This is a genomic window from Streptomyces sp. VRA16 Mangrove soil (assembly GCF_017377775.1).
Classification (GTDB): Bacteria; Actinomycetota; Actinomycetes; order Streptomycetales; family Streptomycetaceae; genus Streptomyces.
Window position 1 is genome coordinate 500,265 of sequence record NZ_JAFVLN010000002.1, and the last position, 24,608, is coordinate 524,872.

Annotated in this window: 24 protein-coding genes; 6 read left to right on the forward strand and 18 right to left on the reverse strand. The window is 71.8% G+C overall.

Translation table 11 applies throughout. From position 1 onward, the window contains the following. Positions 1-4: 4 nt before the first annotated feature. The 6 genes from J3486_RS07950 to J3486_RS07975 all read right to left on the reverse strand — a co-directional run bounded on the left by J3486_RS07950 (position 5) and on the right by J3486_RS07975 (position 6,738). Positions 5-847, reverse strand: coding sequence for a nitrilase-related carbon-nitrogen hydrolase (locus J3486_RS07950; protein WP_207819428.1), 843 nt, complete (start codon positions 845-847; stop codon positions 5-7). Between the two features lie 111 nt (positions 848-958). Next, complete coding sequence (locus J3486_RS07955; RefSeq protein ID WP_207819429.1) at positions 959-2,524, reverse strand: PucR family transcriptional regulator; 1,566 nt, start codon at positions 2,522-2,524, stop codon at positions 959-961. A 144-nt stretch (positions 2,525-2,668) separates the two neighbouring features. Next, a complete protein-coding gene (locus J3486_RS07960; protein ID WP_207819431.1) occupies positions 2,669-3,943 on the reverse strand; it encodes an aspartate aminotransferase family protein in 1,275 nt (424 codons plus the stop codon). A gap of 91 nt (positions 3,944-4,034) precedes the next feature. After that, a complete protein-coding gene (locus J3486_RS07965; RefSeq protein ID WP_207819433.1) occupies positions 4,035-4,877 on the reverse strand; it encodes a nitrilase-related carbon-nitrogen hydrolase in 843 nt (280 codons plus the stop codon). Between the two features lie 157 nt (positions 4,878-5,034). Further along, a complete protein-coding gene (locus J3486_RS07970; RefSeq protein WP_207819434.1) occupies positions 5,035-6,399 on the reverse strand; it encodes a hypothetical protein in 1,365 nt (454 codons plus the stop codon). Positions 6,400-6,486: 87 nt separating this feature from the next. Next, positions 6,487-6,738 carry a helix-turn-helix domain-containing protein gene (locus J3486_RS07975; protein ID WP_207819435.1) on the reverse strand — a complete coding sequence of 84 codons (252 nt, stop codon included), beginning with the start codon at positions 6,736-6,738 and terminating at the stop codon, positions 6,487-6,489. A gap of 62 nt (positions 6,739-6,800) precedes the next feature. Here J3486_RS07975 and map point away from each other — a divergent pair, with 62 nt between their 5' ends. Beyond that, positions 6,801-7,568, forward strand: coding sequence for a type I methionyl aminopeptidase (gene map / locus J3486_RS07980; protein WP_207819436.1), 768 nt, complete (start codon positions 6,801-6,803; stop codon positions 7,566-7,568). A gap of 52 nt (positions 7,569-7,620) precedes the next feature. On the opposite strand, the gene J3486_RS07985 is transcribed toward map, so the two are convergent. Then, entirely contained in the window at positions 7,621-8,295 is a 675-nt protein-coding gene (locus tag J3486_RS07985) for a response regulator transcription factor (protein ID WP_207819437.1), read from the reverse strand. Continuing rightward, on the reverse strand, positions 8,292-9,437 hold the full coding sequence (locus tag J3486_RS43940; protein WP_307804727.1) for a histidine kinase: 1,146 nt from the start codon (positions 9,435-9,437) through the stop codon (positions 8,292-8,294). Before J3486_RS43940 ends, J3486_RS07985 begins: the two co-directional genes overlap by 4 nt. Positions 9,438-9,539: 102 nt before the next feature. On the opposite strand from J3486_RS43940, the gene J3486_RS07995 reads away from it, so the two are divergent. Further along, positions 9,540-10,451, forward strand: a complete 912-nt coding sequence (locus J3486_RS07995; RefSeq protein WP_207819438.1) for an ABC transporter ATP-binding protein — start codon at positions 9,540-9,542, stop codon at positions 10,449-10,451. Next, positions 10,448-11,257, forward strand: a complete 810-nt coding sequence (locus J3486_RS08000; protein ID WP_207819439.1) for an ABC transporter permease — start codon at positions 10,448-10,450, stop codon at positions 11,255-11,257. The genes J3486_RS07995 and J3486_RS08000 overlap by 4 nt, the downstream gene beginning before the upstream one ends. A 28-nt stretch (positions 11,258-11,285) precedes the next feature. Here the strand turns inward: J3486_RS08000 and ggt are convergent, their stop codons facing one another. After that, positions 11,286-13,082, reverse strand: a complete 1,797-nt coding sequence (gene ggt / locus J3486_RS08005; RefSeq protein ID WP_207819440.1) for a gamma-glutamyltransferase — start codon at positions 13,080-13,082, stop codon at positions 11,286-11,288. 103 nt (positions 13,083-13,185) lie between these two features. Between ggt and J3486_RS08010 the strand changes: the two genes are divergently transcribed. After that, positions 13,186-13,956: a hypothetical protein gene (locus J3486_RS08010; protein ID WP_207819441.1), complete on the forward strand. Its 771-nt coding sequence runs from the start codon at positions 13,186-13,188 to the stop codon at positions 13,954-13,956. A gap of 169 nt (positions 13,957-14,125) precedes the next feature. Here the strand turns inward: J3486_RS08010 and J3486_RS08015 are convergent, their stop codons facing one another. The 5 genes from J3486_RS08015 to J3486_RS08035 form a co-directional block, all read right to left on the reverse strand. Further along, positions 14,126-14,995 (reverse strand): amino acid ABC transporter permease, encoded by an 870-nt coding sequence (locus J3486_RS08015; protein ID WP_207819442.1) that lies wholly within the window; start codon positions 14,993-14,995, stop codon positions 14,126-14,128. Continuing rightward, on the reverse strand, positions 14,992-15,636 hold the full coding sequence (locus tag J3486_RS08020) for an amino acid ABC transporter permease (protein ID WP_207819443.1): 645 nt from the start codon (positions 15,634-15,636) through the stop codon (positions 14,992-14,994). The genes J3486_RS08015 and J3486_RS08020 overlap by 4 nt, the downstream gene beginning before the upstream one ends. Before the next feature lie 10 nt (positions 15,637-15,646). Continuing rightward, on the reverse strand, positions 15,647-16,558 hold the full coding sequence (locus J3486_RS08025) for a glutamate ABC transporter substrate-binding protein (protein ID WP_207819444.1): 912 nt from the start codon (positions 16,556-16,558) through the stop codon (positions 15,647-15,649). Positions 16,559-16,578: 20 nt separating this feature from the next. Further along, positions 16,579-17,322: an amino acid ABC transporter ATP-binding protein gene (locus J3486_RS08030; protein WP_207819445.1), complete on the reverse strand. Its 744-nt coding sequence runs from the start codon at positions 17,320-17,322 to the stop codon at positions 16,579-16,581. Positions 17,323-17,439: 117 nt separating this feature from the next. Beyond that, entirely contained in the window at positions 17,440-17,877 is a 438-nt protein-coding gene (locus J3486_RS08035) for a DUF6278 family protein (RefSeq protein ID WP_207819446.1), read from the reverse strand. Between the two features lie 136 nt (positions 17,878-18,013). Between J3486_RS08035 and J3486_RS08040 the strand changes: the two genes are divergently transcribed. Beyond that, complete coding sequence (locus J3486_RS08040; protein WP_207819447.1) at positions 18,014-19,837, forward strand: SGNH/GDSL hydrolase family protein; 1,824 nt, start codon at positions 18,014-18,016, stop codon at positions 19,835-19,837. Positions 19,838-20,024: 187 nt separating this feature from the next. Here J3486_RS08040 and J3486_RS08045 read toward each other — a convergent pair whose 3' ends face one another. Together J3486_RS08045 and J3486_RS08050 are read right to left on the reverse strand one after the other, a co-directional pair. After that, the gene (locus J3486_RS08045; RefSeq protein ID WP_207819448.1) at positions 20,025-20,723 is read right to left on the reverse strand and encodes a class I SAM-dependent methyltransferase; all 699 of its coding nucleotides are present in this window, start codon (positions 20,721-20,723) and stop codon (positions 20,025-20,027) included. A gap of 53 nt (positions 20,724-20,776) precedes the next feature. After that, on the reverse strand, positions 20,777-21,556 hold the full coding sequence (locus J3486_RS08050) for an exodeoxyribonuclease III (RefSeq protein WP_207819449.1): 780 nt from the start codon (positions 21,554-21,556) through the stop codon (positions 20,777-20,779). Between the two features lie 103 nt (positions 21,557-21,659). Here J3486_RS08050 and J3486_RS08055 point away from each other — a divergent pair, with 103 nt between their 5' ends. Then, positions 21,660-22,256 carry an isochorismatase family protein gene (locus J3486_RS08055; RefSeq protein WP_207819450.1) on the forward strand — a complete coding sequence of 199 codons (597 nt, stop codon included), beginning with the start codon at positions 21,660-21,662 and terminating at the stop codon, positions 22,254-22,256. A gap of 16 nt (positions 22,257-22,272) precedes the next feature. Here the strand turns inward: J3486_RS08055 and J3486_RS08060 are convergent, their stop codons facing one another. Together J3486_RS08060 and J3486_RS08065 are read right to left on the reverse strand one after the other, a co-directional pair. Next, positions 22,273-22,908 carry an MBL fold metallo-hydrolase gene (locus J3486_RS08060; RefSeq protein WP_207819451.1) on the reverse strand — a complete coding sequence of 212 codons (636 nt, stop codon included), beginning with the start codon at positions 22,906-22,908 and terminating at the stop codon, positions 22,273-22,275. An 82-nt stretch (positions 22,909-22,990) separates the two neighbouring features. Continuing rightward, entirely contained in the window at positions 22,991-24,283 is a 1,293-nt protein-coding gene (locus J3486_RS08065) for an alpha/beta fold hydrolase (RefSeq protein WP_207819452.1), read from the reverse strand. Positions 24,284-24,608 lie beyond the last annotated feature (325 nt).

Below are 24,608 nucleotides of genomic sequence, written 5' to 3' on the forward strand. Positions count from 1 at the left end.
CTGGTCAGGGGCGGGTGAGGGGCTCGTACGCCTGCGGGGCGCGGTCGCGGTAGAACTGCCAGCGGTCGCGGACCTCGCGCAGCTTGGCCAGGTCGAGGTCGCGGACGACGAGTTCGGGCGCCTTGTCGTCGGCGACCTCGCCGACGAACCGGCCCTCGGGGTCCACGAAGTAGGACGTGCCGTAGAAGTCGTTGTCGCCGTACTCCTCAACACCGACCCGGTTGATGGCGCCGACGAAGTACTCGTTGGCGACGGCGGCGGCCGGCTGTTCCAGCTGCCAGAGGTAGCGGCTCAGGCCGCGGCTGGTGGCCGACGGGTTGAAGACGATCTGGGCGCCTTCGAGGCCGAGGGCGCGCCAGCCCTCGGGGAAGTGCCGGTCGTAGCAGATGTAGACGCCGATCTTGCCGACGGCGGTGTCGAAGACGGGCCAGCCGGAGTTGCCCGGGCGGAAGTAGAACTTCTCCCAGAACCCCTTCACCTGCGGGATGTGCGTCTTGCGGTACTTGCCGAGGTAACTGCCGTCGGCGTCGACGACGGCGGCGGTGTTGTAGAGGACGCCGGGCTGCTCCTCCTCGTACATGGGCAGGACGAGGACGATGTTGTGCTCGCGGGCCAGCTCCTGGAAGCGCTGGACGATCGGTCCGTCCGGAATCGCTTCGGCGTACTCGTAGAAGGCCGGGTCCTGCACCTGGCAGAAGTACGGGCCGTAGAACAGCTCCTGGAAGCACAGGACCTGGGCGCCCTGGGCGGCGGCGTCACGAACGGCCTGTTCGTGCACCTTGATCATGGATTCCTTGTCGCCGGTCCATGCGGTCTGGAAGATCGCGGCACGGATCACGGGGCTCATCTGGACCTCCGGACGGTCGAGGTGCTCGGTGTGCCCACGACGATAGGAATCCCGGCGGCCCGCGCCGAGTTGCACCGTGTCACGTCCGCGGCCGGACGGCGTTGCACCGTGTCACGCTCCCTGTGCGTCGTGCGCGAGCAGCGCGATGTGCACGGACGCGGCCTGCTCGAAGTCGTCGAGGTCGATGCCGAGCAGCGACTCGATGGCTTCGAGGCGGCGGTAGAGGGCGGGCCGGCTCATGTGGTGCAGCTGGGCGGTACGGGACTTGTTGCGGCCGGTGGCGAGGTAGGTGCGCAGCACCGGGAGCAGCCCGTCGGCGTCGTCGGCGTACAGCAGGCCGTCCAACTCCCTCTCGGCGAAGGAGAGTACGCGCGGGTCGTCGCGGAGCAGCCGCATCAGTCCGCGCAGCCGTACGTCGCCGAGCCGGACCACGGACGGCAGCGGCACGTCGGGCGGTGAGCCGGTGACCGCGTCGGCCACGTGCAGCGCCTCCTGGAGCCCGTCCGGCACCTCGTCCCAGGCCGTGCAGGCGGGCCCGGCGGCGACCACGGAGGGTTCGCCGGTCTCGGCGCGCAGCCGGGCCGCGAAGTGCGCGGCGAGCGGCTCGGCGGCCTGGTCGCGGGCGAGGCTGAGCAGTACCGCGGTGGCGCCGTCGGCGAGTTCGGCCACGAGCGCCGGAAGGCCCAACAGGCGCAGGACGAGGTCGAGTTGGGCGGCGTCGCCGTCGCGGACGACGAGCGGGACGAAGGTGCGGCGGTTGACGGGGAGGCCCGCCGCCCGGGCGCGGGGCAGGAGTTGGCGGGCCGGTGCGGTGCCCGAGACCAGATCGGCGAGCAGGCACTGCGCCGACTGCTCCTCCCAGCTCGTGGCCCCGGCGCCGGCGAGCATGCGGTGCAGGACGAGGGCCTCGGCGGCGCGGTCGGCGAGGAGGCGGCCCGAGGCGCCGTCGCCGCGGTAGCCGCACAGTGCGACGGAGCCCCAGCGTTCGCCGCGCCCGCCGAGGTCGGCGCGGAGCCAGCCTTCGCCGTCGACTCCCCCTGGCTGCCGGGCGATCCGGTCCCAGTCGCGCAGGACGTCGTCGACGGCGGACCGCTCGCCCGCGGTGGCGAGGACCCGGTGGGCGAGGTTGGTGACGACCACCGGGCAGCCGCTGTGCGCGGCGACCTCGTCGAGCAGCGCCTGCAGCGGGGCGCCCGCCGTGATCAGTGCGGTGAGCGCGGTGCGGATGCCCTCGGAGAGGCTGACGGCCGCGAACTTCCGGCGGACCAGACGGGACTGGACCTCCTCGGTGAGTTCGGCGAACGGGAACGGGCGGTGCAGCACCACCATGGGCAGGCCGTAGCGCTCGGCGGCCCTGCGCATGTCCTCCGGCGGGGCCGGGAACGCGCGGCCCAGACCGAGGACGAGCGCGGCGGCCTCCGCGCGGTGCAGCGACTTGATGTACTCGGTCCGGGTGTGGGCGTCGCCAGCGAGGAGGACGCCCGTGGTGAGGATCATCTCGCCGCCGCTGAGCATGACGCCGACGTCGGCCGCCTCCGCGACGTGCACCCAGCGGACGGGGCGGTCGAGGTGGTGCGCCGCCGCGACCACCTCGGGTTCGCCTGCCGCGATGCGTTCCAGGGCGAGTATCTGTCGGATGGACAGGGCGTGTTCGGTGCCGGGTGCGGTGGTCGGCATCGGGCCTCCCTCGGTGCGGAGTGGCGCCGTGGGGCGCGTGGTTCATCGGCCGTGTGCCGGTTCGTCGTGGCCGGCCGCGCCCGCGCGGCGCAGCCGCACATGGACACGGTCCCGCGCCCCTGACGGAGCGCATCCGTCCTGCCCCTACGAAGCGGTCCTCAGCGCCCTCTCCAGGATCCCCGCGCCCTCCTCCGCCTCCGCCACCGTCAGCGAGAGCGGTGGGGCGATCCTGAGGACGCTCGTGTCGTGGCCGCCGCCCTTGCCGATCAGGAGGCCCTGCTCGCGGCACGCCTCCAGGACGGCGCCCGCGACCGTGCGCGCCGGGTCGTCCAGTTCGACGCCGATCATCAGGCCCCGGCCGCGCACTTCCCGTACGACGGGCGTGGTCGCCGCGATGGCGCGCAGCCGCTCGATGAGGAGGCCGCCGACCCGGCGGGCGTTGCCCTGGAGGTCGTGCTCCAGGAGGTACGAGAGGTTGGCGAGGCCCGCGGCCATGGTGACCGGGGAGCCGCCGAACGTCGAGATGGAGTGGGAGTCGAGGCAGTTCATGACGTCGGCGCGGGCGACGACGCCGCCGATCGACATGCCGTTGCCGATCCCCTTGGCGAAGGTCAGCAGGTCGGGCGGCCCGGACTGACCGTGGGCCTGCCAGCCCCAGAAGTGGTCGCCGGTGCGGCCCCAGCCGGTCTGCACCTCGTCCGAGATCCACAGGATCCCCCGCTCACGCAGGACCTCTCGGAACCGGGCGTACAGGCCGTCGGGCGGCGAGGTGAAGCCGCCCACGCCCTGGATCGGCTCGGCGATCAGCGCCGCCACGTCGCCGCGGGTCTGGCCGAGCATGTCGCGCAGATCGGCGACGCAGGCGTCGGTGAACTCGGCGTCGGACAGCTCCGCGTACGGGCCGCGGCCGCGGACGCCCCCGTGGACGTAGAGCGTCTGGAGCGGGGACAGGCTGGTCGGCGACCAGCCCTGGTTGCCGGTGATGCCGACCGCGGAGAAGGAACGGCCGTGGTAGCTGTTGCGCATCGCCAGGATCTGGTTCGAGCGGCGGTACGCGGTGGCGAGGAGCAGCGCCGTGTCGTTGGCCTCGGTACCGGAGGTGGTGAAGAAGACGCGGGCGTCGGGGATGCCGGACAACTTCGCGACGCGCTCGGCGAGTTCGATCATCGGGCGGTTGAGGTACAGGGTCGAGGAGTGGATGATCCGCGACGCCTGCTCGCTCACCGCCGTCGTGACCTCCGGCAGGGCGTGCGCGGTCATCGTGGTGAGGATGCCGCCGAAGAAGTCGAGGTACCGACGGCCGTCGGCGTCCCAGACGTGGCGGCCCTCGCCGTGCGTCAGCTCGATCGGGTCGGCGTAGTACAGGGCCAGCCAGTCGGGGAGAACGGCGGTGTGGCGGGCGTGCAGGGGGGAGTTCACGGGTGCGGCATCCCTTCGTCGGTCGCGGCTCACAAAGGAAGGTTCGGTGCGCGGAAGGATCGGTGCGGGTGCGGTGCGGGGACGGCGCGGCTCAGGGCCGGACGAGGCCGTCGTACGCGTCGGGGCGGCGGTCCCGGTAGAACGCCCACTGCCGGCGCACCTCGTCGATGAGGCCGAAGTCCAGGTCCCTGACGACGAGTTCCTCGGTCTTGTCGCTCGCCGCGTCCCCGACGAGCTGCCCGCGCGGGTCGACGAAGTACGAGGTGCCGTAGAAGTCGTTGTCGCCGTACTCCTCGGTGCCGACGCGGTTGATGGCGGCGACGAAGTACTCGTTGGCGACGGCGGCCGCGGGCTGCTCCAGCTGCCAGAGGTGGGCCGACAGGCCGCGCGAGGTCGCCGACGGGTTGTAGACGAGCTGCGCGCCGTTGAGCCCCAGCTGCCGCCAGCCCTCCGGGAAGTGCCGGTCGTAGCAGATGTAGACGCCGACGCGGCCGACGGCGGTCTCGAAGACCGGCCAGCCCAGGTTCCCCGGCTTGAAGTAGAACTTCTCCCAGAAGCCCTTGACCTGCGGGATGTGGTGCTTGCGGTACTTGCCGAGATAGCTGCCGTCGGCGTCGATCACGGCGGCCGTGTTGAAGTAGAACCCGGACTGCTCGACCTCGAAGACGGGGACGACGATCACCATGCCGGTCGCGCGGGCGAGCTCGCTCATCCGGGTCACGGTGGGCCCGTCCGGGACGGGTTCGGCCCAGCGGTAGTGCTCGTCCTCCTGGACCTGGCAGAAGTAGGGGGCGTTGAAGACTTCCTGGAAGCCGATGATCTTCGCACCCTGCCGGGCCGCCTCGCGGGCGTGCTCCTCGTGCTTGGCGATCATGGATTCGGTGTCGCCCGTCCAGGTGGCCTGGACGAGTGCGGCACGTACGACGTGGGCCATGAGCCGCTCCTTTGCCTGAGCCTCTACGCCCGTAGACCGGGTCGTAGAGGGACGAACGTAAGCCCACCCGGAAGGCTTGCCAAGACCATCGTCGTTAACCCGCTGGATCGATCATGTTTCACACCCGAGCGGGTCATCACGGCGCGCCACGGACGGCTCAGGCGGCGTACCCCGCGACCCGCAGCGCGTGCAGCACGTCCCGGTACCGGTCCTCGGAGACGGTGCCGGCCACGTCCAGGAGCAGAGGGATCAGCCGGTCGGGGTCGGCGAGCGCGCTGTGGGCCGCCTCCTCCGGGGTGCGGGTGCGCACATAGGCGTCGAGGAGGAGCCGGGCGTCACGGCGGCGCCCCTCGGCGTCGAGCCCGGCGACGGCGTCGCCGATCACCTCGGGCGGGCGACCCACGCCCTGGCGCAGCACCTGCTGTCCGTCGACGGTGCGGCCCGCCGCGGCGAGCGCGTCCGCGGCGTCGACCAGGCGGGCCGGGGGCAGCGACGCGGCCTCCCACAGCAGGGTGGCCCAGTCGGCGTCGAGTCCGGCCCGGTGCAGTTCGGCGGCGAGCAGCGGGAGGCGGGCGGCGGGCCCGTTCGCGGCCTCCACGAGCACGATGTGCGCCTCTCCGCTGCGGGACGCCGCGCGGAGCCGCAGCAGGGTCCCGACCGCCGCGGCGATCTCTTCGCGGGCCCCGGGGTCGGCGGGCCGCGGCGTGCGGGGCGCTTCGGGTTCCTCGCGGGCTCCGGCGAAGCGGGCGCCGGTGGCCGCCGCCACCGGGGCGGGGACGGGGGCGGCGGCAGGTGCGGGGAGTGCGGTGTCCTGGGCGGGCGGCTCCTCGACCTCCAGTCCGGCGAAGCGGGCGCTGCCCCGGGGGCGACGCTTCTGCTTCTTGCCGGGCTCGGGGCGCTGCTGCGGCGCGGCCGGGGCCCGTACCTGCGCCTGGGCCTGGGCCTGGGCCTGCACCCGATCCCGGGCCTGCACCCGATCCCGGGCCTGCGCCCGGGCGTTCGGCGAGGTGTCCAAGTCGGCCAGTCTGGAGCGGAGTTCGGAGATCCGGGCGGTCGCCCGTTCGTGGTCGTCGCGGGCCCAGGCCAGTTCCAGGCGGGCGGCCTCGGCCTCCTCCTGGGTGGCGGCCGCGCCGAGGCGGTGGCCGAGGTCGCGGCCGCGTTCGGCGGCGTGGTGCTGCTCGCGCGCCATGAGGCCGATCCGCTCGACCAGTGCCTCGCGGCCGCCGGGGGACGTGTCGTAGGCGTGGGCCGCGGCGCGGTGCAGGGCGCGCGCCCGTCCGTCCTCGCGCTCGGCGTGCTCCGCACCGTGCAGCGCGGCGAGGTCCTGGAGCAGCGACGCGACGACGTCCCAGGGCGGCACCTCACGCCCTTCGAGGCAGGCCCGCATGCCGTCGGGATCGCGCTGCCAGAAGACTCCGCACCAGCCCGCGCCCTGATCGAGCCGGCCGACGAGCCCGTGCAGGCAGGTCGCGAACTCCCGCAGCGGCAACGCCAGTTGCCCCGCGTCCGTCGTATCCGTCACGTGCGCCCCGCCGATCCTCGCGCCCCCTGGAGCCTGTCGCTCCGGAAGGAAACACCCGGCGTGTTACGGGGCGGCTACGCGCGTTTTTCAGGCGGGCACCAGCGCGCAGCGCAGCACGAGGTCGTCCATGGACAGGCCCAGCTCGCGGGCGAGGGCCGCGACGGTGAAGAAGGCGGGCGTCGGCGCGCGCCCCGTCTCGATCTTGCGCAGTGTCTCGACGGAGACACCGGCGCCCGCCGCGACCTCCGTCATGCTGCGCCCGCGCCGCGCCTCACGCAGCAACTGACCGAGACGCTCGCCGCGTTCGCGCTCTTCGGGGGTCAAGGGGGTTCGGACCATGCCGACAGTCTACCCGAACCAGGATTCCTATACCGGATTCAAATACCGGTATAGTTATTGGCATGGTGGAACTGAAGACAGACACATCGATGGACGCGATGCGCGAGGCGGGGCGCGTCGTGGCACAGGCACTGACTGCCGCCCGGGAACACGCCGCCGTGGGCGTGAGCCTGCTGGAGCTCGACGAGGTGGCGCACGAGGTGCTGCGCGCGGCGGGCGCCGGCTCCCCCTTCCTGGGCTACCGCCCCTCCTTCGCGACCACCCCGTTCCCCGGGGTGATCTGCGCGTCCGTGAACGACGCGATCGTGCACGGCATCCCGACCGGGTACCGGCTGCGCGACGGCGACCTGGTCTCGATCGACTGCGGTGCCACGCTGGACGGCTGGGTCGGCGACTCCGCGATCAGCTTCACCGTCGGCCGGGCCCGCCCCGACGACCTGCGGCTGATCGAGACCGCCGAGCGGGCGCTGGCCGCGGGCATCGCGGCGGCCGTCGTCGGCAACCGCATCGGTGACATCGCGCACGCCGTGGGCCGCGTCTGCCGCACCGCCGGATACGGCATCCCGGAGGGCTTCGGCGGGCACGGCGTGGGCCGGCACATGCACGAGGACCCGTCGGTGCCGAACGAGGGGCGGCCGGGCCGCGGCCTGCCACTGCGCCACGGCATGGTCCTCGCCATCGAGCCGATGCTGATCGGCGGCGGCAAGGACGGCTACCACGAGGCGGCCGACGGCTGGACGCTGTGCACGAACGACGGCTCGCGGGCCGCGCACGCCGAGCACACGGTGGCGATCACCGACGCGGGACCGCGGATCCTGACGGCCCTCTAGGCCAGCAGGCCCTCGAAGGCCGTCACCTCGAAGGCCGTCACCTCGAAGTCCCTCACCTCGAAGGCGTCACGAGCCCCCGCTCGTACGCGGTGATGACCAGTTGGACGCGGTCGCGGGCGTCCAGCTTGGTCAGCAGCCGGGCCACGTGGGACTTGGCCGTGGCCATGCTGATGAAGAGCTCGTCGGCGATCTCCTGGTTGGTGCGGCCGAGCCCGATCAGCGTGAGCACCTCCCGCTCGCGCTCCGTGATCGCGCCGACGGTCCGGGGCGCGCCGGCCGCGACGGGCCCCGGCCGTCCCACGAAGTCCGCGATCAGCCGGCGGGTGACGCCGGGCGCGATCAGGGCGTCCCCCGCGGCGACGACGCGCACGGCCGCGAGGATGTCCTCCAGCTGCATGTCCTTGACGGCGAAGCCGCTCGCTCCGGCGCGCAGCGCCCCGTACACGTAGTCGTCCTCGTCGAAGGTGGTCAGGACGAGGACCTTCGTGCCGTGGGCGGCCGGGCCGTCGTCCGCCATGATCCGCCGGGTCGCCTCGATGCCGTCCATGCCGGGCATCCGGATGTCCATGACGACGACGTCGGGCCGCAGCGCGGCGGCCCGCTCGACGGCCTCGGCACCGCCGCCCGCCTCGCCGACCACCTCCAGGTCGTCGGTGTCGGCGATGAGGACGCGCAGCCCGGAGCGGACCAGCGGCTGGTCGTCGACGAGGAGGACGCGTACGGTCATCGGCCGGCCTCCGGCACCGGGATCCGCGCCGCCACCCGGAAGCCGCCCTCCGGGCGTGGTCCCGCACTGAACTCCCCGCGCAGCAGGCTCACCCGCTCCGCCATCCCCGTGATCCCCATGCCGGGAACGGTAGCCGACGCCCGCGCGCCGTCGTCCGTGATCTCCAGGCGCAGCGCGTCGTCGTCGTACGCGACCAGCACCCGGCAGCCGTCGACGCCCGCGTGCCGCACCACGTTGGTCAGCGACTCCTGCACGATCCGGTACGCGGCGAGGTCGATGTCCTGCGGCAGCGTGCGCGCCGTCCCCTCCCGGGTGACGGACACGTCGAGGCCGGCGTCCCGGGCGAGCCCGTCGAGGTCGGCGAGGCCGGTGTGCGGGGCGAGCGGGGCGTCGTCGCCGGGCTCGGCGGCCCGGCGCAGGGCGACGAGAGTGCGGCGCAGCCCGGAGAGGGTCTCGCGGCTGGTCGCCTCGATCGCCTCCAGGGCGCTGCGGGCCTCCCCCGGCTGTGTCTCGATGACCCGGGCGGCGACACCGGACTGGATCGCGATGACGCCGATGCTGTGGGAGACCATGTCGTGCAACTCCCTTGCGATGCGCAGCCGTTCGGCCGTCACCGCGTCGGCGACCGCCTGGCTGCGCACCGCCGCGGCGTGTTCGCGGCGCTCGCTGCTGAGCAGTCCGATCATGCAGGAGACGAAGAGCGCGAGCAGGGCGATGGTGGCCCCGCCGATCAGGTTCTGCGTCTCGGCGAACACGCCGATGGCGCCGAATTGCACGAGGGCGCACAGCACGACCCCGGTGATCCACTGCGAGCGCGGCCGTTGCGCGACGACGTACCCGAGCACCACGTCGGCCGCGACGAACGCCAGCAGGGTCACCTGCCGCCCACTGCCCTCCCACGGCGGCCCGGACGGCTGCGCGGGGATCGAGAGCGTCGTCCCGGCCAGCACGACGACCAGCCCGAACAGGGGAAGCCGTCGCACCACCCCGGCGAGCAGCACGGCGGCGAGGGCCACACCGAGCGCGCGCACCACGGGCACCGTCCGCGTGGAACCGAAGAGCGCGAGCGAGAGCGCCAGCGGGTAGAGGGCGAGTCCCCACCAGGCGGCTGCCGAGCGGCGGGACGTGTTGTCTGCGTTCACGCCGGTGAGCGTACGAGCAGGGGTGCGCGGCCCGCATCGGTCCAGGGGATGCATCCCGAGGCCCGATGCGGGCCGCGCCCCGGGCCGGGCACGGTGGCGTACGTGATCGAAGTCAGCGAACTCACCAAACGATACGGCCGCACGACGGCCGTCGACGGACTGTCCTGCACGGTGCGGCCGGGGGTGGTCACCGGATTCCTCGGGCCGAACGGCGCGGGCAAGAGCTCGACCCTGCGGCTGATCCTAGGCCTGGACGCGCCGACCTCCGGGTCGGCCACGGTGAACGGGGTGCCGTTCGCCTCGCACCCGCGCGGACTGCGGCACGCCGGCGCGCTGCTCGACGCGCAGCAGGTGCACGGCGGCCGGACGGCCCGCGCCCATCTCGCGGCGCTGGCCCGGTCGAACGGGCTGCCGGGGCGGCGGGTCGCCGAGGTGCTGGCCGAGGTCGGTCTCGCCGGGGCGGCCGGACGCCGGATCGGCGGCTTCTCGCTCGGTATGAAGCAGCGGCTCGGGGTGGCGGCGGCGCTGCTCGGCGATCCGCCGGTGCTGCTCTTCGACGAGCCGTTCAACGGCATGGACCCGGAAGGGGTGCTGTGGCTGCGGCGGCTGTTCAAAGGGCTCGCGGCACAGGGCCGTACGGTCTTCCTCTCCAGTCACCTCATGTCCGAAATGGAGTCCACGGCCGAGGAGTTGATCGTGATCGGGCGCGGCCGGCTGGTCGCCGCCGAACCGCTGCGCACCTTCGCGGCGCGGGCCGGCCGGCTCAGCGTGGCGGTGGGGACGCCGCGCGCCGCCGACCTCGCGGCGCTGCTGACGGCGGCGGGCGCGGACGTGCTGCCCGACGGGACGCAACGCCTGACGGTGACGGGGCTCGCCGCCGAACGGATCGGCGCGATCGCCCTGGAGCACCACATCGTGCTGCACGAACTGACCACGCGCGGCGCCGCGTTGGAGGAGGCCTTCATGGAACTGACCGCCGACCGCGTCGAGTATCCGGCGGGAGCGGAGCGATGACCACGACCGAACGTGTCCGCTTCACCGATCTGCTCGCCGCGGAGTGGATCAAGATCCGGTCGCTGCGCTCGACACCGTGGATCCTGGGCGTCGTCGTCCTGACCGTGCTGACGGCGGCCGGTTTCGCGGCGTACGGCGACTACCAGAACTATCCGCGCTACAGCGCACAGGCCCGGCGCGACCACGTGTGGTCGCTCGGCGACGCGTTCCCCGCCGCGGGCTGGCTGACGCTGATGCTGGCCGCGGGCAGTGTGGGCGCGATCGTCGCGGTCAGCGAGTACAGCAGCGGACTGATCCGTACGACGACGGTGGCGGTGCCCGCGCGCCGTCAGGTCGTCCTCGCCAAGGCGGCGGTGACCGCCTTGCTGTGGACGGCGGTGGGACTGGTGTGCGCGCTCGGCTCGTTCGCTCTCTCGCAGTCGATCCTGAGCGGCCGCGACGCCGCGGTGTCGCTGGGGGACGTGGGGTCGCTGCGAGCCGTCGCCGCGTCGGCGCTGCTCGCCCCGGTGTGCGCGCTGATCGGGCTCGGTCTCGGGGTGCTGGTGCGGCACAGCGCGACGACGATGGTGGGCACGGCGTTCACGCTGCTGATGCTGCCGACGTTCTTCCACTCGCCCCGGCCCTGGGTCGAGCGCATCGACCACGTGATGGTGCAGAGCGCGTGGCAGCGTCTGGTGACGCTGTACGGCTGGGGGCCCGAGCCGTACGGGGGCCAGACGACCGCGGGAGCCTGGACGGTGTTCGCCGTCTGGCCCCTCGCGGCCGTCGCGCTCGCCCTCGTCGTCGTGCGCCGCAGGGACGTATGACCAACTCCCCCGCGCAGGGCGGGGGTTGCTACTTCGGGTCGACGACCATCGCCGAACCGCCGCCGCGCCGCACCTTCTCCGCGGCGGCGAGCCACTTGCCGCCCGGCAGCCGCTGTACTCCGGTGGCGGCCCCGATCTCCGGGTTCAGCTTGAAGGAGTGCCCGATGGCTTCGAGCCCGCCTCTCAACGCGCTGTCGTAGAGCCCGGGTTCGAGTTCGGTCTGCGCGGCGTTGCGCTGACTGGCGCGCGGCGCCGCGATCGCGTCGACGAGCGGCAACCCGCGGTCGAGGAAATTGGTGAGGGTCTGCAGCACGGTGGTGATGATGGTGGCGCCACCGGGCGAACCGACGGCGACGACCGGCTGGTTGTGCCGGTCGAGCACGATGGTCGGGGCGATGGACGAGCGCGGCCGCTTGCCCGGTCCGGGCAGGTTCGGGTCGTGCACGTCGGGGCTGGCCGGTGCGAAGGAGAAGTCGGTCAGCTCGTTGTTGAGCAGGAAGCCGCGGCCGGGCACGGTGATGCCGCTGCCGCCGGTCTGCTCGATGGTGAGGGTGTAGGAGACGACGTTGCCCCACTTGTCGGCGGTGGTGAGGTGGGTCGTGTTCTCGCCCTCGTACGTGGTCGGCGCCGCCTTGTCACCGGCCTTGCCGCACCGCCCGGGGTGCTTCGGGTCGCCGGGGGTCACCGGGCTGGTGAGCACGGCGTCGTCCTTGATGAGGCAGGCCCGGGAGTCGGCGTACTTCTGCGACAGGAGCTGCTGGGTCGGTACGTCCTCGAAGGCGGGGTCGCCGACCCAGCGGCCGCGGTCGGCGAACGCGATCCGGCTCGCCTCGATGTAGTGGTGCAGGTACTGGACGTCGGACGCCTTCGAGAGGTCCGTGTTCTCCAGGATGTTGAGGGCCTCGCCGACGGTCGTGCCGCCCGAGGAGGACGGCGCGATGGAGTAGACGCCGAGCCCGCGGTACGAGGTCTTCGACGGTGCCTGGTACTTGGCGGCGTACGCCTTCAGGTCCTTCGTGGACAGCTTGCCGGGGCGGGCGTTGTAGCCCGAGGCCGGGTCCACCGGCGGCTTGTCGGCGGTGCGCACGATCTCGTCGCCGATGTCGCCGCGGTAGATGGCGCCCATCCCCTCGCGCCCCAGCTGCTCGTAGGTGCGCGCCAGATCGGGGTTCTTGAAGGTAGATCCGACGACGGGCAGCTGCCCGCCCGGCAGGAACAGCTGCGCCGTGTCCGGGAAGTAGCGGAAGCGCGCCTCGTTCGACGCGGTCTGCGAGCGGAACGTGTCGTCGACGGTGAACCCGTCGCGGGCGATCCGCTCGGCCGGCCTCAGGACCGTGCCGAGTCGCTTGCTGCCCCACGCGTCCAGCGCCGACTGCCAGGTGGCGGGGGTGCCGGGCGTGCCCACGCTGAGGCCGCTGGTGACGGCATCGGTGAAGGCGAGCGGCTTGCCGTTCTCCAGGAACAGGTCCGGACCCGCCGTCAGCGGCGCGGTCTCCCGGCCGTCGATGGTGTGCACCTTGCGTGTCTTCGCGTCGTAGTAGACGAAGTATCCGCCGCCGCCCACGCCGGACGAGTACGGCTCGGTGACGCCGAGGGCGGCCGCGGTGGCGACGGCCGCGTCCACCGCGTTGCCGCCGTTCCTGAGGACCTCGATACCGGCGGCCGTGGCGTCCGCGTCGACGCTCGCCACGGCGCCGCCGTAGCCGACGGCCACCGGCACTTTCTGCGGGACGGAAGCGGACGAAGGCGGAGCAGCCGCACCGACGGCCACCATGCTCGCCGCTACTGCGCACATCGAGAGATTCCGCCCAACTGAACGTCTCATCAGTACCTCCGGTCAACAGCGGTTCGCGCAGCGTAACTTGAGTTCCGCCACCCGTCAGGACCCCCTCGAACACCGGTCGCACGGTTGGCTAGAGTGCGCCCCCATGACTGAAGACGTGCGCAACATCGTCCTCGGCCTGATCGCGGCGGGCATCAGCGCCTCGCTGGGCTGGCTCGCCCGTACCCATCTGTGGCGGCGCAGGCTCCGCCGCAAGCAGGCCTTCTTCGGGCTCCCCGACAACTCCGAATCCCTCCTCGTGGTCAACCGGGACGCAGGCGGCCCCGAGCTGACGGTCAAGCGCCACGACGTCTTCGCGCTCCTCGAACTCTCCGCGCTCATCAAGGACTGCGGCGCCCACGCCCAGGTCGTCGCCCACGACACGGCCCAGCAGGGCTTCGGGGAGCGTACGGAGTTCTGCGTGGGCGGCCCGGCGTCGAACCGCCGGATGGCCGCGCACATGGTGAGCCTGCTGCCCGGGATACGGGTCAACACCGACCCCGAACCGGGCCCGGACCGCGGCGCCTTCCAGGTCGGCTCCGAGCGCTACCGCCTGGAGCCGGGCAGAACCGAGTACGTGATCCTGGCCAGGCTGACCGCCGGGGAGGCCGCCCAGTCCCGGGAGGCCAGACCGGTCTTCCTCTTCTGCGGCCAGCTGCCCATCACCAACCAGGCGGCGACCCGCTACCTCGCCCGGCACCACGAGCGCCTGGCCCGCAAGTACGGCGGCGGCTCGTTCGTGCTGCTGCTGAAGGTCGTGAACTCGGGCGCGTACGGCCCGGATGTCGTCGAACTCGTGGCCGATGTCACCAAGGCGGCGCAGACACCGCTGCCTGCCGCCGCGACGGCCCGCACCACGCACCGCGCGGGCAAGTAGGCCCCGGATACCAAGGAGAGCGGGTCCCCCGTCGCGTACGAGTGCGACAAGGGCCCGCTCGGCCTCGGCAAGCAGGCACGTTCCGTCCGGCACACAGCTGACCTTCTCCCCGTCACACACAGGCAGTGATCACCGGCTGCGGCCGGGCCGCGAACGGCCGATGCTCTGGCTACTGCACGCCCGGCAGCAGCGTCCCTGGTTCGGCCGGCGCGACATCGGCGGCCTCGGTCTTGGGACTGCGCCGCTGACGCTTGGCCACCCACTGGGCGAACCACGACAGCAACATGCACATCCCGATGTAGATCGGCGAGATCACCATCACCACGGGGATGAAGGGCAAATCGTAGTCGAGGTTCGACGCGATCAGCTTCCCGGCGTGGAGGAACTCCTCATAGGTGATCAGATAGCCCAGCGAGGTGTCCTTCAGGGCCACCACCAGCTGGCTGATGATGGCGGGCATCATGGCCCGCACGGCCTGCGGCACCAGCACGTGCGCCATGACCTGCGTCTTGCGCATGCCGAGCGCGTACGCGGCCTCGCGCTGCCCGCGCTCCACGGAGTTGATGCCGGAGCGGAAGACCTCGGCGAGCACGGAGCCGTTGTAGAGCGTCAGCCCGGCGACCAGCGCGGGCAGCGGCTCCACCTTCAGGGCCACGTAGATGAAGAAGATCATCACGAGGACCGGCATCGCGCGGAAGAACTCCACGCACAGCGTGGCCACCCAGCGCACCGGCTTGTGGTCGGACAGCCGCCCGACGGCGAGCAGGGTGCCGAGCACGAGCGAGAGCACGGCAGCGATGGCGAACGCCTTGAGCGTGTTGCCGAGCCCGCGCAGCAGCAGTTCCTGGATGCCCTTGTACTCGAAGGGCATCCACTTCGTGTACGTGAACTGGTCGGTGTCGAAGAGCAGGTACAGGATCCATCCGACGAGCCCGAGCACGGCGAGCGTGGAGATGAGGCCGTAGATCTTGTGACGGCGCTCGGTCTTCGGGCCCGGGATGTCGTAGAGCGCGGTGGCGGAGTGGTCGAGGGCTTTCATCGGGCGACTCCCCAGCGCTTTTCCAGGACATTGAAGAGCGCGCTGATGGCGAGCGTGATGATGAGGTAGCCGAGCGCGATCCAGACGAACGTCCAGATGATGTTGTAGCCGAGTTCGCTGAGCGTCTTGTACGTGCCGAGCAGTTCGGTGACGCTGAACGCGCCCGCGATGGCCGAGTTCTTGGCGAGCGCGATGAGCGTGGAGCCGACCGGCGGGATCACGGACCGGAACGCCTGCGGCAGGATCACCGTGGCCAGTGTCTGGCCGAAGGACATGCCGAGGCTGCGGGCCGCCTCGCCCTGCCCCTTGGGCACGGTGTTGATGCCGGAGCGCAGTGCCTCGCAGATGAACGCCGAGGTGTAGCAGCCGAGGGCGAGCACAGCGAACAGCTGGAAGGGCAGCACGAGCCCGAAGCGCGGCAGGCCGAGCAGCACGGCGAAGAACAGCAGGGTCAGCGGCGTGTTGCGGAGCACGGTGACCCAGGCCGTGCCGAAGACCCGGAAGGAGCCGACGGGCGCCACCCGGAACGACGCCATGACGAAGCCGAGCACGAGGGCCAGGATCGAGGCGTAGACGGTGAGTTCGACGGTACCGAGGAAGCCTTCCCAGTACGTCGAGATGTTGTCGGTCAGGACGTTCACGTGACGCTCCTCAGCTCGCCGGGTAGCGGTCGATGGGCGGCGGCGTCGGGGCGGGCTCGCCGGACAGTCCGAGGGTGGCCTCGAACGCCTTCTTCCAGTCCCCGTTCTTCTGGCGGGCCTCCAGGGCGTCGTTCATGGCGAACCGCAGCGCGTTGTCCTTGCGCGGCAGGCCGATGCCGTACGGCTCCTCGGAGAACGGCTTACCGGCCAGCTTCAGCTCGTCGGGCGCCTTGGCGGCGAAGCCGAGCAGGATCGCGTCGTCGGTGGTGACGGCGTCGACCTGGTACGTCAGGAGGTTGTCGACGCAGATCGAGTACGTGTCGTACGCGACGAGGTCGGCCTTCGGGTAGTCGGCCTGGATGCGCTGGTACGGGGTCGATCCGGCGGCCGAGCAGACGCGTCGGCCGGCCAGGTCCCGCGGGCCGTTGATGTCGTTCTCGTCGTGGCGCACGAGCAGCGACTGGCCGGCCATGAAGTAGGGGCCGGCGAAGCCGACGAGCTTCTTGCGGTTGTCGTTGATGGTGTACGTGCCGACGTAGTAGTCGATCTGGCCGTTCTGCAGGGCGGTCTCGCGGTTGGCGGAGGCGATCGTCTTGAACCGGATCTTCGCCGGGTCCAGGCCGAGCGAGGCCGACATCATCTTGGCGATCTCGATGTCGAAGCCGGAGTAGACGCCGTTGGCGGGGTTCTTCTCACCGAGGTACGGCTGGTCCTCCTTGGCACCGACGACGAAGTAGCCGCGCTTCTTCGCGCTGCTCCACGTCTTGGAGTCCGGCAGCGAGAACCCTTGTGCCACGTGGTACTTGGGGAGTTCGGCGGCGGACGGGCCCTTGGTGGGCGGGCTGCCTTCCTTGCCGCAGGCGGTGGCGGCGGCGGCCGTCACCAACAGCGCGGCGAGCAGCCGGAGCGACTTGGCGATCATGTGGTGCTGCACTCCCCCGGTCAGTGCTTGAGGATCTTGGAGAGGAAGTCGCGGGCGCGCTCGCTCTGCGGGTTGGTGAAGAACTCCTCGGGGGCGCGGTCCTCGACGATCTTTCCGTCCGCCATGAACACGACGCGGTCGGCGGCGGTGCGCGCGAAGCCCATCTCGTGGGTGACGACGACCATCGTCATGCCGTCACGGGCGAGCTGCTGCATGACCTCGAGGACCTCGTTGATCATCTCGGGGTCGAGGGCCGAGGTCGGCTCGTCGAAGAGCAGCGCCTTGGGGTCCATGGCCAGGGCGCGGGCGATGGCCACGCGCTGCTGCTGGCCCCCGGAGAGCTGGGCGGGGAACTTCTCGGCGTGCTGGGCGAGTCCGACCCGGTCGAGGAGTTCCCTGGAGCGCTTGTCGGCCTCGTCCTTCTTGCGCTTGCGGACCTTGACCTGGGCCAGCGAGACGTTCTGCAGCACGGTCTTGTGCGCGAAGAGGTTGAACGACTGGAAGACCATGCCCACTTCGGCCCGCAGCTGCGCGAGGGCCTTGCCCTCCTCGGGCAGCGGCTTGCCGTCGAGGCGGATCGTCCCGGACTGGATGGTCTCCAGGCGGTTGATCGTCCGGCAGAGGGTCGACTTTCCCGACCCCGAGGGGCCGATGACCACCACCACCTCCCCCTTGCCGACGGTGAGCTCGATGTCCTGGAGGACATGCAGCTCCCCGTAGTACTTGTTCACGTCACGCAGCTCGATCAACGGATCGACGGCCATGGCAGTCCTGCCCACTCTCAGCTGTGTCGGTCCGCGCAAACTACCCACGCCAATATGGGACTTAATGGACGACACGCTCTTATGGGCATTAACCGTATTTCCGGCTGAGTGGTCTTTTCAGGACTCGGCGGCCTCCGCGTAGAACTGGGACAGCTCGGGGGCGCCGCTCGCCGCCCACTCGTGCCCCGCCTCGACCACATCGATCTCCCGGCCGGACGTCAGACGCACCACCGGCTGCCCGTTGGGCCAGATCACCCAGGAGGCGCCCGCGACATGACGGACCATGATCGTGCCCAGGTAGAGGCCCGCGTCGTTGCCGAGCCAGTGCAGGACGTCCTCGTCCTCCCGCCAGCGCGGCACGAGTTGGTCCAGGGCCGCCAACGAGGCCACGGAGTCGTCGAGTTCGATCCCGGCCCGCTCGGCCTGGTCGCGCAACAGCTCGCACTCGGAGAGCAGTTCGGCGACGCCCTCGGCGTCCTCGCCGCCGGGACCGAACGCGACGAGCGGGGCCGTCCCGTGCCGCCGGCGCCAATTGTCCACGAAAGGGATCTTCATACCGAACAGCGTCGCATCCGGCACCGTCCGTGCACCACAGGCGCGCGGGCCAAGGTGGGCGGCCCGCCGTTCCCACGCCGTTCTCCCTCACTTCTCCCGCACCTCATTGACGCGCCCCCGCACCCTCTTTACGTTCATGGCGCACCTGTCACGGCACGCACACCGACGGAGGGAGCCGGCCGTGCGCCGACGCACCTGGGGAACAGCCGTCCTATTGGCCGTCTGTGCGGGGCTCGCGCCCGGCACGGTGGCCCAGGCCGCACCGGACAGACCCGAGCCGCTCCCGCTGGAGCGGCTCTTCGACAATCGGGCGGTGAGCGACGACGCCACACCCGGCGAGGCCGACTTCGACGGCGCGGGCGGCTCGCTGTCCGCGCAGGATCTGGCGGCGGCGGGCTGGACTCCCGGCCGCGGCTTGGGAGTTGACGGCGCCCGGCTGACCTGGCCGCGCTCGGCGGCGACCGGGCCCGACAACGTACGGGCCGACGGACAGCGGGTACGGGTGACGGGCCGCGGGGACGCGCTGGCGTTCCTGGTCGCCGGGACGGGCGGGGACGCCGAGGGGGCCGGTGTCGTGCGGTACGCGGACGGGTCCCGGTCCTCGTACACGCTGACCGCGCCCGACTGGCGCACGGGTCCGCTCGCCACCAAGTCGGTCGCGCTGCCGCACCGGAACACGCCGGACGGCCAACTGACCGAGAAGACCCGGCTGTTCGTGGTGAGCGTGCCGGTGCGGGCCGGGCAGCGGATCACCTCGGTGGAGCTGCCGAGGGCGGGATCCGGTTCCTCGGCCGCGCTGCATGTCTTCGCCGTGTCCGTGCGGCCGCGCACCTCGGGCTGGACCGGGACCTGGTCCGCGTCCCCCGCCGGGTACCGGGCGGTGGGGCCGTGGGCCGACCGCACGGTCCGGCTCGTCGTGCACACGAGCGCGGGCGGGCCGCGGACGCGGATCCGGCTGGAGAACACCTTCGCCTCGACGCCCGTACGGATCGGGAGCGCGTCGGTGGCGGTGCAGGAGGCGGGGGCCGCGGCGCGCGGCAATCCGGTGCCGCTGACGTTCCGGGGCGAGTCCGGTGTCCAACTCCCGGCAGGCGCCCAGGCGTTCAGCGATCCGGTCGACCTCGACGTGCCGGCCGACGGGAACCTGCTGGTGAGTTTCCATCTGCCGGATCCGGTGGTCGCGGCGCCCGTGCACAGCCAGGCCCTCCAGCGCTCGTACGTGAGCGGCCCCGGGGACCACGCGGCGGAGGCCGCCGGCACCGCGTACACCTCGACGATCTCTTACTGGCCGCTGCTGACCGGGGTCGACGTGGGCGGCGGACCCGGCTCCGTGGTGCTGCTCGGCGACTCCATCACCGATGGCGTGAAGTCGACACAGGACGCCAATCACCGGTGGCCCAACGTGCTGGCGAGGCGGCTGCTCGGGCAGTCGGACGTGCCGCGGTACGGGGTGCTGAACGAGGGGATCTCCGCGAACAAGATCGTCACGGACCGGTACACCGGCGACGGGATCTCCACGGACACCGGCGGCGTGAGCGCGCTGCACCGGCTGGACCGGGACGTGCTCGCGCAGACGTCGGCGCGCACGGTCGTGGTCTTCCAGGGGATCAACGACCTGCGCTGGGGCGGCACGGCGGAGCAGGTGACCGCCGGGCTGCGGGAGATCGTCCGGCGGACGCACGCGCGGGGCCTGAAGGTGATCGGGGCGACGATCACGCCGTGCGAGGGCGAGGCGCTCTGCCCGGCTTCCGTCGACGCCCAGCGGGTGGCGGTGAACGACTGGCTGCGCGGGCCCGACTCCCCCTTCGACGGTCTGGTCGACTTCGACACCGTCGTCCGGGATCCGGCGCACCCCGCCCGGATGCTGCCCGCCTACGACAGCGGGGACCATCTGCATCCGGGCGACGCGGGCCTCAAGGCGATGGCCGACGCGGTCGACCTGAGGCTGCTGAAGCCCTAGGGCGTGTGTCGAAAGTCCCGTCGTCCGCCCGAAGGGCGGGCCCCGCGGCGTCTGGTGCGTGCTCTCGGCGTGCCGGGCGCAAGGCCTCGTACTGGATGTACTTGGCCTTACGCCCGGTGCGGCGAGAGTGCGTGCCAGGCGTCGCGGGGCAGGCGGGACTTTCGACACACGCCCTAGACGGGCGGGTTCAACTCCGCTGCTCCGTGCGGGCGTTCGGCTTCTGGGCGATGAGGAATCCCTGTTGCCCCTGGCCGTTCGCCCGCCAGAAGTCGTCGGGCTCGTGCACCAGGCGCCCCTCGACGGGCAGCCCGGCCGCCGCCAGCTTCTGCGCCACCTCGTCCGCGGAGCGCCAGTACACGTCGAGGTCCAGGTCGTGGCCGTAGCCGTGGTCGAGGTGGCGGATGCGGTCACCGACCTTGAAGGCGATCAGCGCACGGCCGCCGGGCGCGAGCACCCGGTGGATCTCGGCGAACAGCACCGGCAGCACCTCCGGCGGTGTGTGCACCGTCGAGTACCAGGCGACGGCGCCGGCGAGGGAGCCGTCGGCCAGGTCGAGGGCGGTCATCGAGCCCTCCTCGAACCTGAGGTCCGGGTGGGCGGCGCGGGCCTGGGCGATCATCTGCGGCGAGAGGTCGACGCCGAACGCGTCCAGGCCAAGGCCGCGCAGGTGCGCGGTGACATGACCGGGCCCGCAGCCGAGGTCGGCCACGGGTCCCGCGGTCTTTGAGTCCCGGACGAGCTCCGCGAAGGCGTTCAGCATCGCGTGCCCGTACGGGTCGCGACCGAAGAGCGGGGGCACGATCTCGGCGTAGGAGGCCGCCGCGATGTCGTAGGCGAGCCGGGTCTTGCTCAGGTACGTCGTCTGGTCGGTCGTTTCCGTTGTCATGGGCGGTGACGCTAGCCGCCGCCACTGACAACGCCCCCGATCCGGCCACGGCCTCAGACGTCGAGGTCCACGACCACCGGCGCATGGTCCGACGCGCCCTTGCCCTTGCGCTCCTCGCGGTCCACGTACGCGTCCGACACGGCCTTCGCGAACGGCGCGTTCCCGTAGACCAGGTCGATGCGCATGCCCTTGTTCTTCGGGAAGCCGAGGGCGCGGTAGTCCCAGTACGTGAAGGGGTGGTCGTACTTGAGAGGGCGCGGCACGACATCGCTCAGGCCCGTCTCGCGCAGCGCGGCGAGGGCGGCGCGCTCCGGCTCCGTGACGTGCGTGAGGCCGTCGAAGGCGGCGAGGTCCCAGACGTCGTCGTCCGTCGGTGCCACGTTGTAGTCGCCCATGACGGCGAAGGGGCGGGAGCCCGCGGCGTCGCCCGCGACGGCGGCCTTCAGCGCCTCGAACCACTGGAGCTTGTACGCGTAGTGCGGGTGGTCGATCTCCCGGCCGTTCGGCACGTACACCGACCAGACGCGGACCGGGCCGCAGGTCGCGGAGACGGCGCGGGGCTCCTCCGCCCCGTCGTAGCCGGGGTCGCCGGGCAGGCCCCTGACGACGTCCTCCAGGCCGACGCGGGAGAGCAGCGCCACCCCGTTCCACCTGCCGTTCGCGTTCACCGCCGACTCGTAGCCCAGCTCCCGCAGCTCGTCCGCGGGGAACTGCTCGGCCGAGCACTTGGTCTCCTGGATGCACAGCACGTCCGTGCCGCTGTTCTCCAGCCAGGCCAGGAGGCGCGGGAGGCGCGCGGTGATCGAGTTCACGTTCCAAGTAGCGATGCGCATGTCCCACAACCTACCGGGCGGGTGTGACAACGGCCCCGCACGGCCGGAGGAACTCGACAGGCAATCTTGCAAGTTTTCCTGTTAGACAGTTAGCCTGCCGACCATGAGCGACAGCACTGCCACCCCTTCCGCCCCCCTGACCCTGGACGAGCGGCCCGCCCTCGTCCTCATCGACCTCCAGCAGGGCATCCTCGGCCTGCCGACCGTGCACCCCTCCGACGGCGTCCTCAAGAACGCCGTGGCGCTCGCCGACGCCTTCCGCGCCAAGGGCCTGCCGGTCGTGCGGGTCCGCGTCGCCTGGTCGCCGGACGGCGGCGACCTGCCGGTCGGCCGGTCGGCCGCGCCGGGGCTCACGCAGGCGCCGCCGGCCGCCTTCGCCGAGTTCCCCGAGGACCTCGGCCCGCTCGGCGACGACATCGTCATCACCAAGCGGCACTGGGGCGCCTTCACCGGCACCGAGCTGGATCTGCAGCTGCGCCGCCGCGGCGTCACCCAGATCGTGCTCTGCGGCATCTCGTCGTCGATCGGCGTCGAGTCCACGGCCCGCTCCGCCTTCGAGCTGAGCTACCACCTGCTGCTCGTCGAGGACGCGACGACCGACACGGACGCCGCGGCCCACGAGCACAGCTTCACGAAGATCTTTCCGCGCATCGCCGAGCTGGGCAGCACCGAGCAGGTCATCGAACTGCTGGGCCGCTGAAGGACGTTCGGGCGGATCACACCTGCGCCGAGGCTCCCGGAGCCAGGCGCAGGTGTTCCGTTCCGCCGAGCGCGCCGATCTGGTTGTCGTAGATCGGGCGTGCGAGGTCGGTCAGGAGCGCGTCGTGGATGTCGTACGCGCGCACCGGCTTGACCTCACGTACGTAGTCGATGACTTCGGCGATCTTGTTCCAGGGCGCCATGACGGGCAGCATCAGCGTCTCGACCGGCCGGTCGGGGACGGTGAGGGCGTCGCCGGGGTGGAAGACGGTGCCGCCGTCGATCAGATAGCCGACGTTCGTGATGCGCGGGATGTCCGGGTGGATGACGGCGTGCAGTTCGCCGTGGACCTGGACGTCGAATCCGGCGGCCGTGAAGGTGTCGCCGTGCCCGACGGTGTGGACCCGGCCGGGGAACGCGGCGGAGAGCTGCTCGGCGACCGACTTCAGGGTCCAGATCTCGGCGCCGGGGTTGCCCTCCATGCCCGCGCGCAGCCGGTCCTCGTTGAAGTGGTCCAGGTGTTCGTGCGTCACGAGGATCGCGTCGGCGCCGACGGCCGCGTCCTCCTCCGTGAACGTGCCCGGGTCGATGACGAGCGTGCGCCCGTCCTTCTCCAGGCGGACACAGGCGTGGGACTTCTTCGTGAGCTTCATGGGTCCCATCCTGCTCCTCCGGCACCGCACACGGGCAACCGGAGCGTGGTGCTCCCGCTGCCCGTCTGCGGGACCGGCCGGCTCACTCCTGCGGCGTGGTCTCCTCGCGGATGACCTCCTGCGCCACCTTGAACGCGGCGTTCGCCGCCGGAATCCCGCAGTAGACCGCCGTCTGCAGCAGGATCTCCTTGATCTCGGCGGCGGTGAGGCCGTTGCGCAGCGCGGCGCGGGTGTGGAACGCCAGGTCGTCGAGGTGGCCGCCCGCGACGAGCGCGGTCAGGGTCACGCTGGAGCGCATCCGGCGGTCGAGGCCCGGCCGGGCCCAGATCTCGCCCCAGGAGTAGCGCGTGAGGAACTCCTGGAAGTCCCCGGAGAACTCGTCGGCGGAGGCCAGCGCCCGGTCCACATGGGCGTCGCCGAGCACTTCGCGGCGCACCTTCAGACCGATGTCGTGCGGGTCGGGCCGGACCGCGGCGTCCGGCTGCCGGACCGCGGCCGTGATCTCGGCGACCGGGGCGACCGGCGGGGGCGGCGGCGCGAGGACCGGCTTGGCCGGGGCGGCCGGGATGGCGTGCGGCCCGGTCTCGTAGCCGGGCAGCCAGGCCGAGGTGAAGTGCCGTACGAGCAGGTCGGTGACGGCCGCCGGCTGCTCGACCGGGGCCAGGTGCGAGGCGCCGGGGACGACGGCGAGCCGGGCGTCCGGGATCCCGGCGACCAGCGTGCGGGCCTCGGCGGGCCCGGTGACCTGGTCCTCCGAGCCGACGAGCACGAGGGTGGGGACGCCGACCGCGCCCAGTTCCGAGCGGATGTCGAAGGCGGCGAGGGCCTCGCAGGAGGCGATGTAGCAACCGGGGTCGGTGGTGCGGACCATCTGCACGGCCCAGTCGGTGATGGCGGGCTGCGCGGCGGCGAACCCGGCCGTGAACCAGCGCTCCGGCGAGGTGCGGGCGATGGGGTCGAGCCCGTTGCTGCGCACGATGACGCCGCGCTGGCGGAACTCGTCGGCGGTGCCGAAGCGGGGCGAGGCGGCTATCAGCGCCAGCGACGCCACCCGCTCGGGGTGGCGCAGGGCCAGCTCGGCGCCGATCGCGCCGCCCAGCGAACAGCCCGCGTACCCGAAGCGCTGCACCCCGGCCTCGTCGAGCGTGCCGAGCAACCGCTCCGCGAGCTCCCCGACGGACCCGGCCGGGTGCGCAGGGGCGCCCCCGTGCCCGGGCAGGTCGAAACGGAACACCCGCCAGTGCTTGACCAGCTCGGGGATCTGACGGTCCCACATGTGCCATGTGGTACCCAGTGAGGGACCCAGGATCAGGACGGGAGCGTCTTCTGGTCCGTCAAAGCGGTATTGCAGGGTGTTCATCGGCGTCTCACTCACCTGCCCGACCCTCTCATCAGTCACCAGAAGTCACTGCGCCGGGGTGGACCTAGCTCCGGTTCCGGCGTCACCGCGCCGGCCCACTGGAGTCCCTAGGAAGCACGCCCCCCGGGCCGGGAGCAGTCCGCCGCTGGGCGAGTATGACTCAGCAGGTCGCTCGCCTGACAGTCCCCACACCCGACGACCACCCCTCCCCCACAACTGCGTACGAGCCATCCCAACTGGCGGCTGCTCCGCTCAAGTCCTCCACATCCGGCGCGATGTGCCACCGCCGTTCCTCTTCGCGCTGGACGGAGGCTTCTTGATGCGATCGGACGGAAAACTC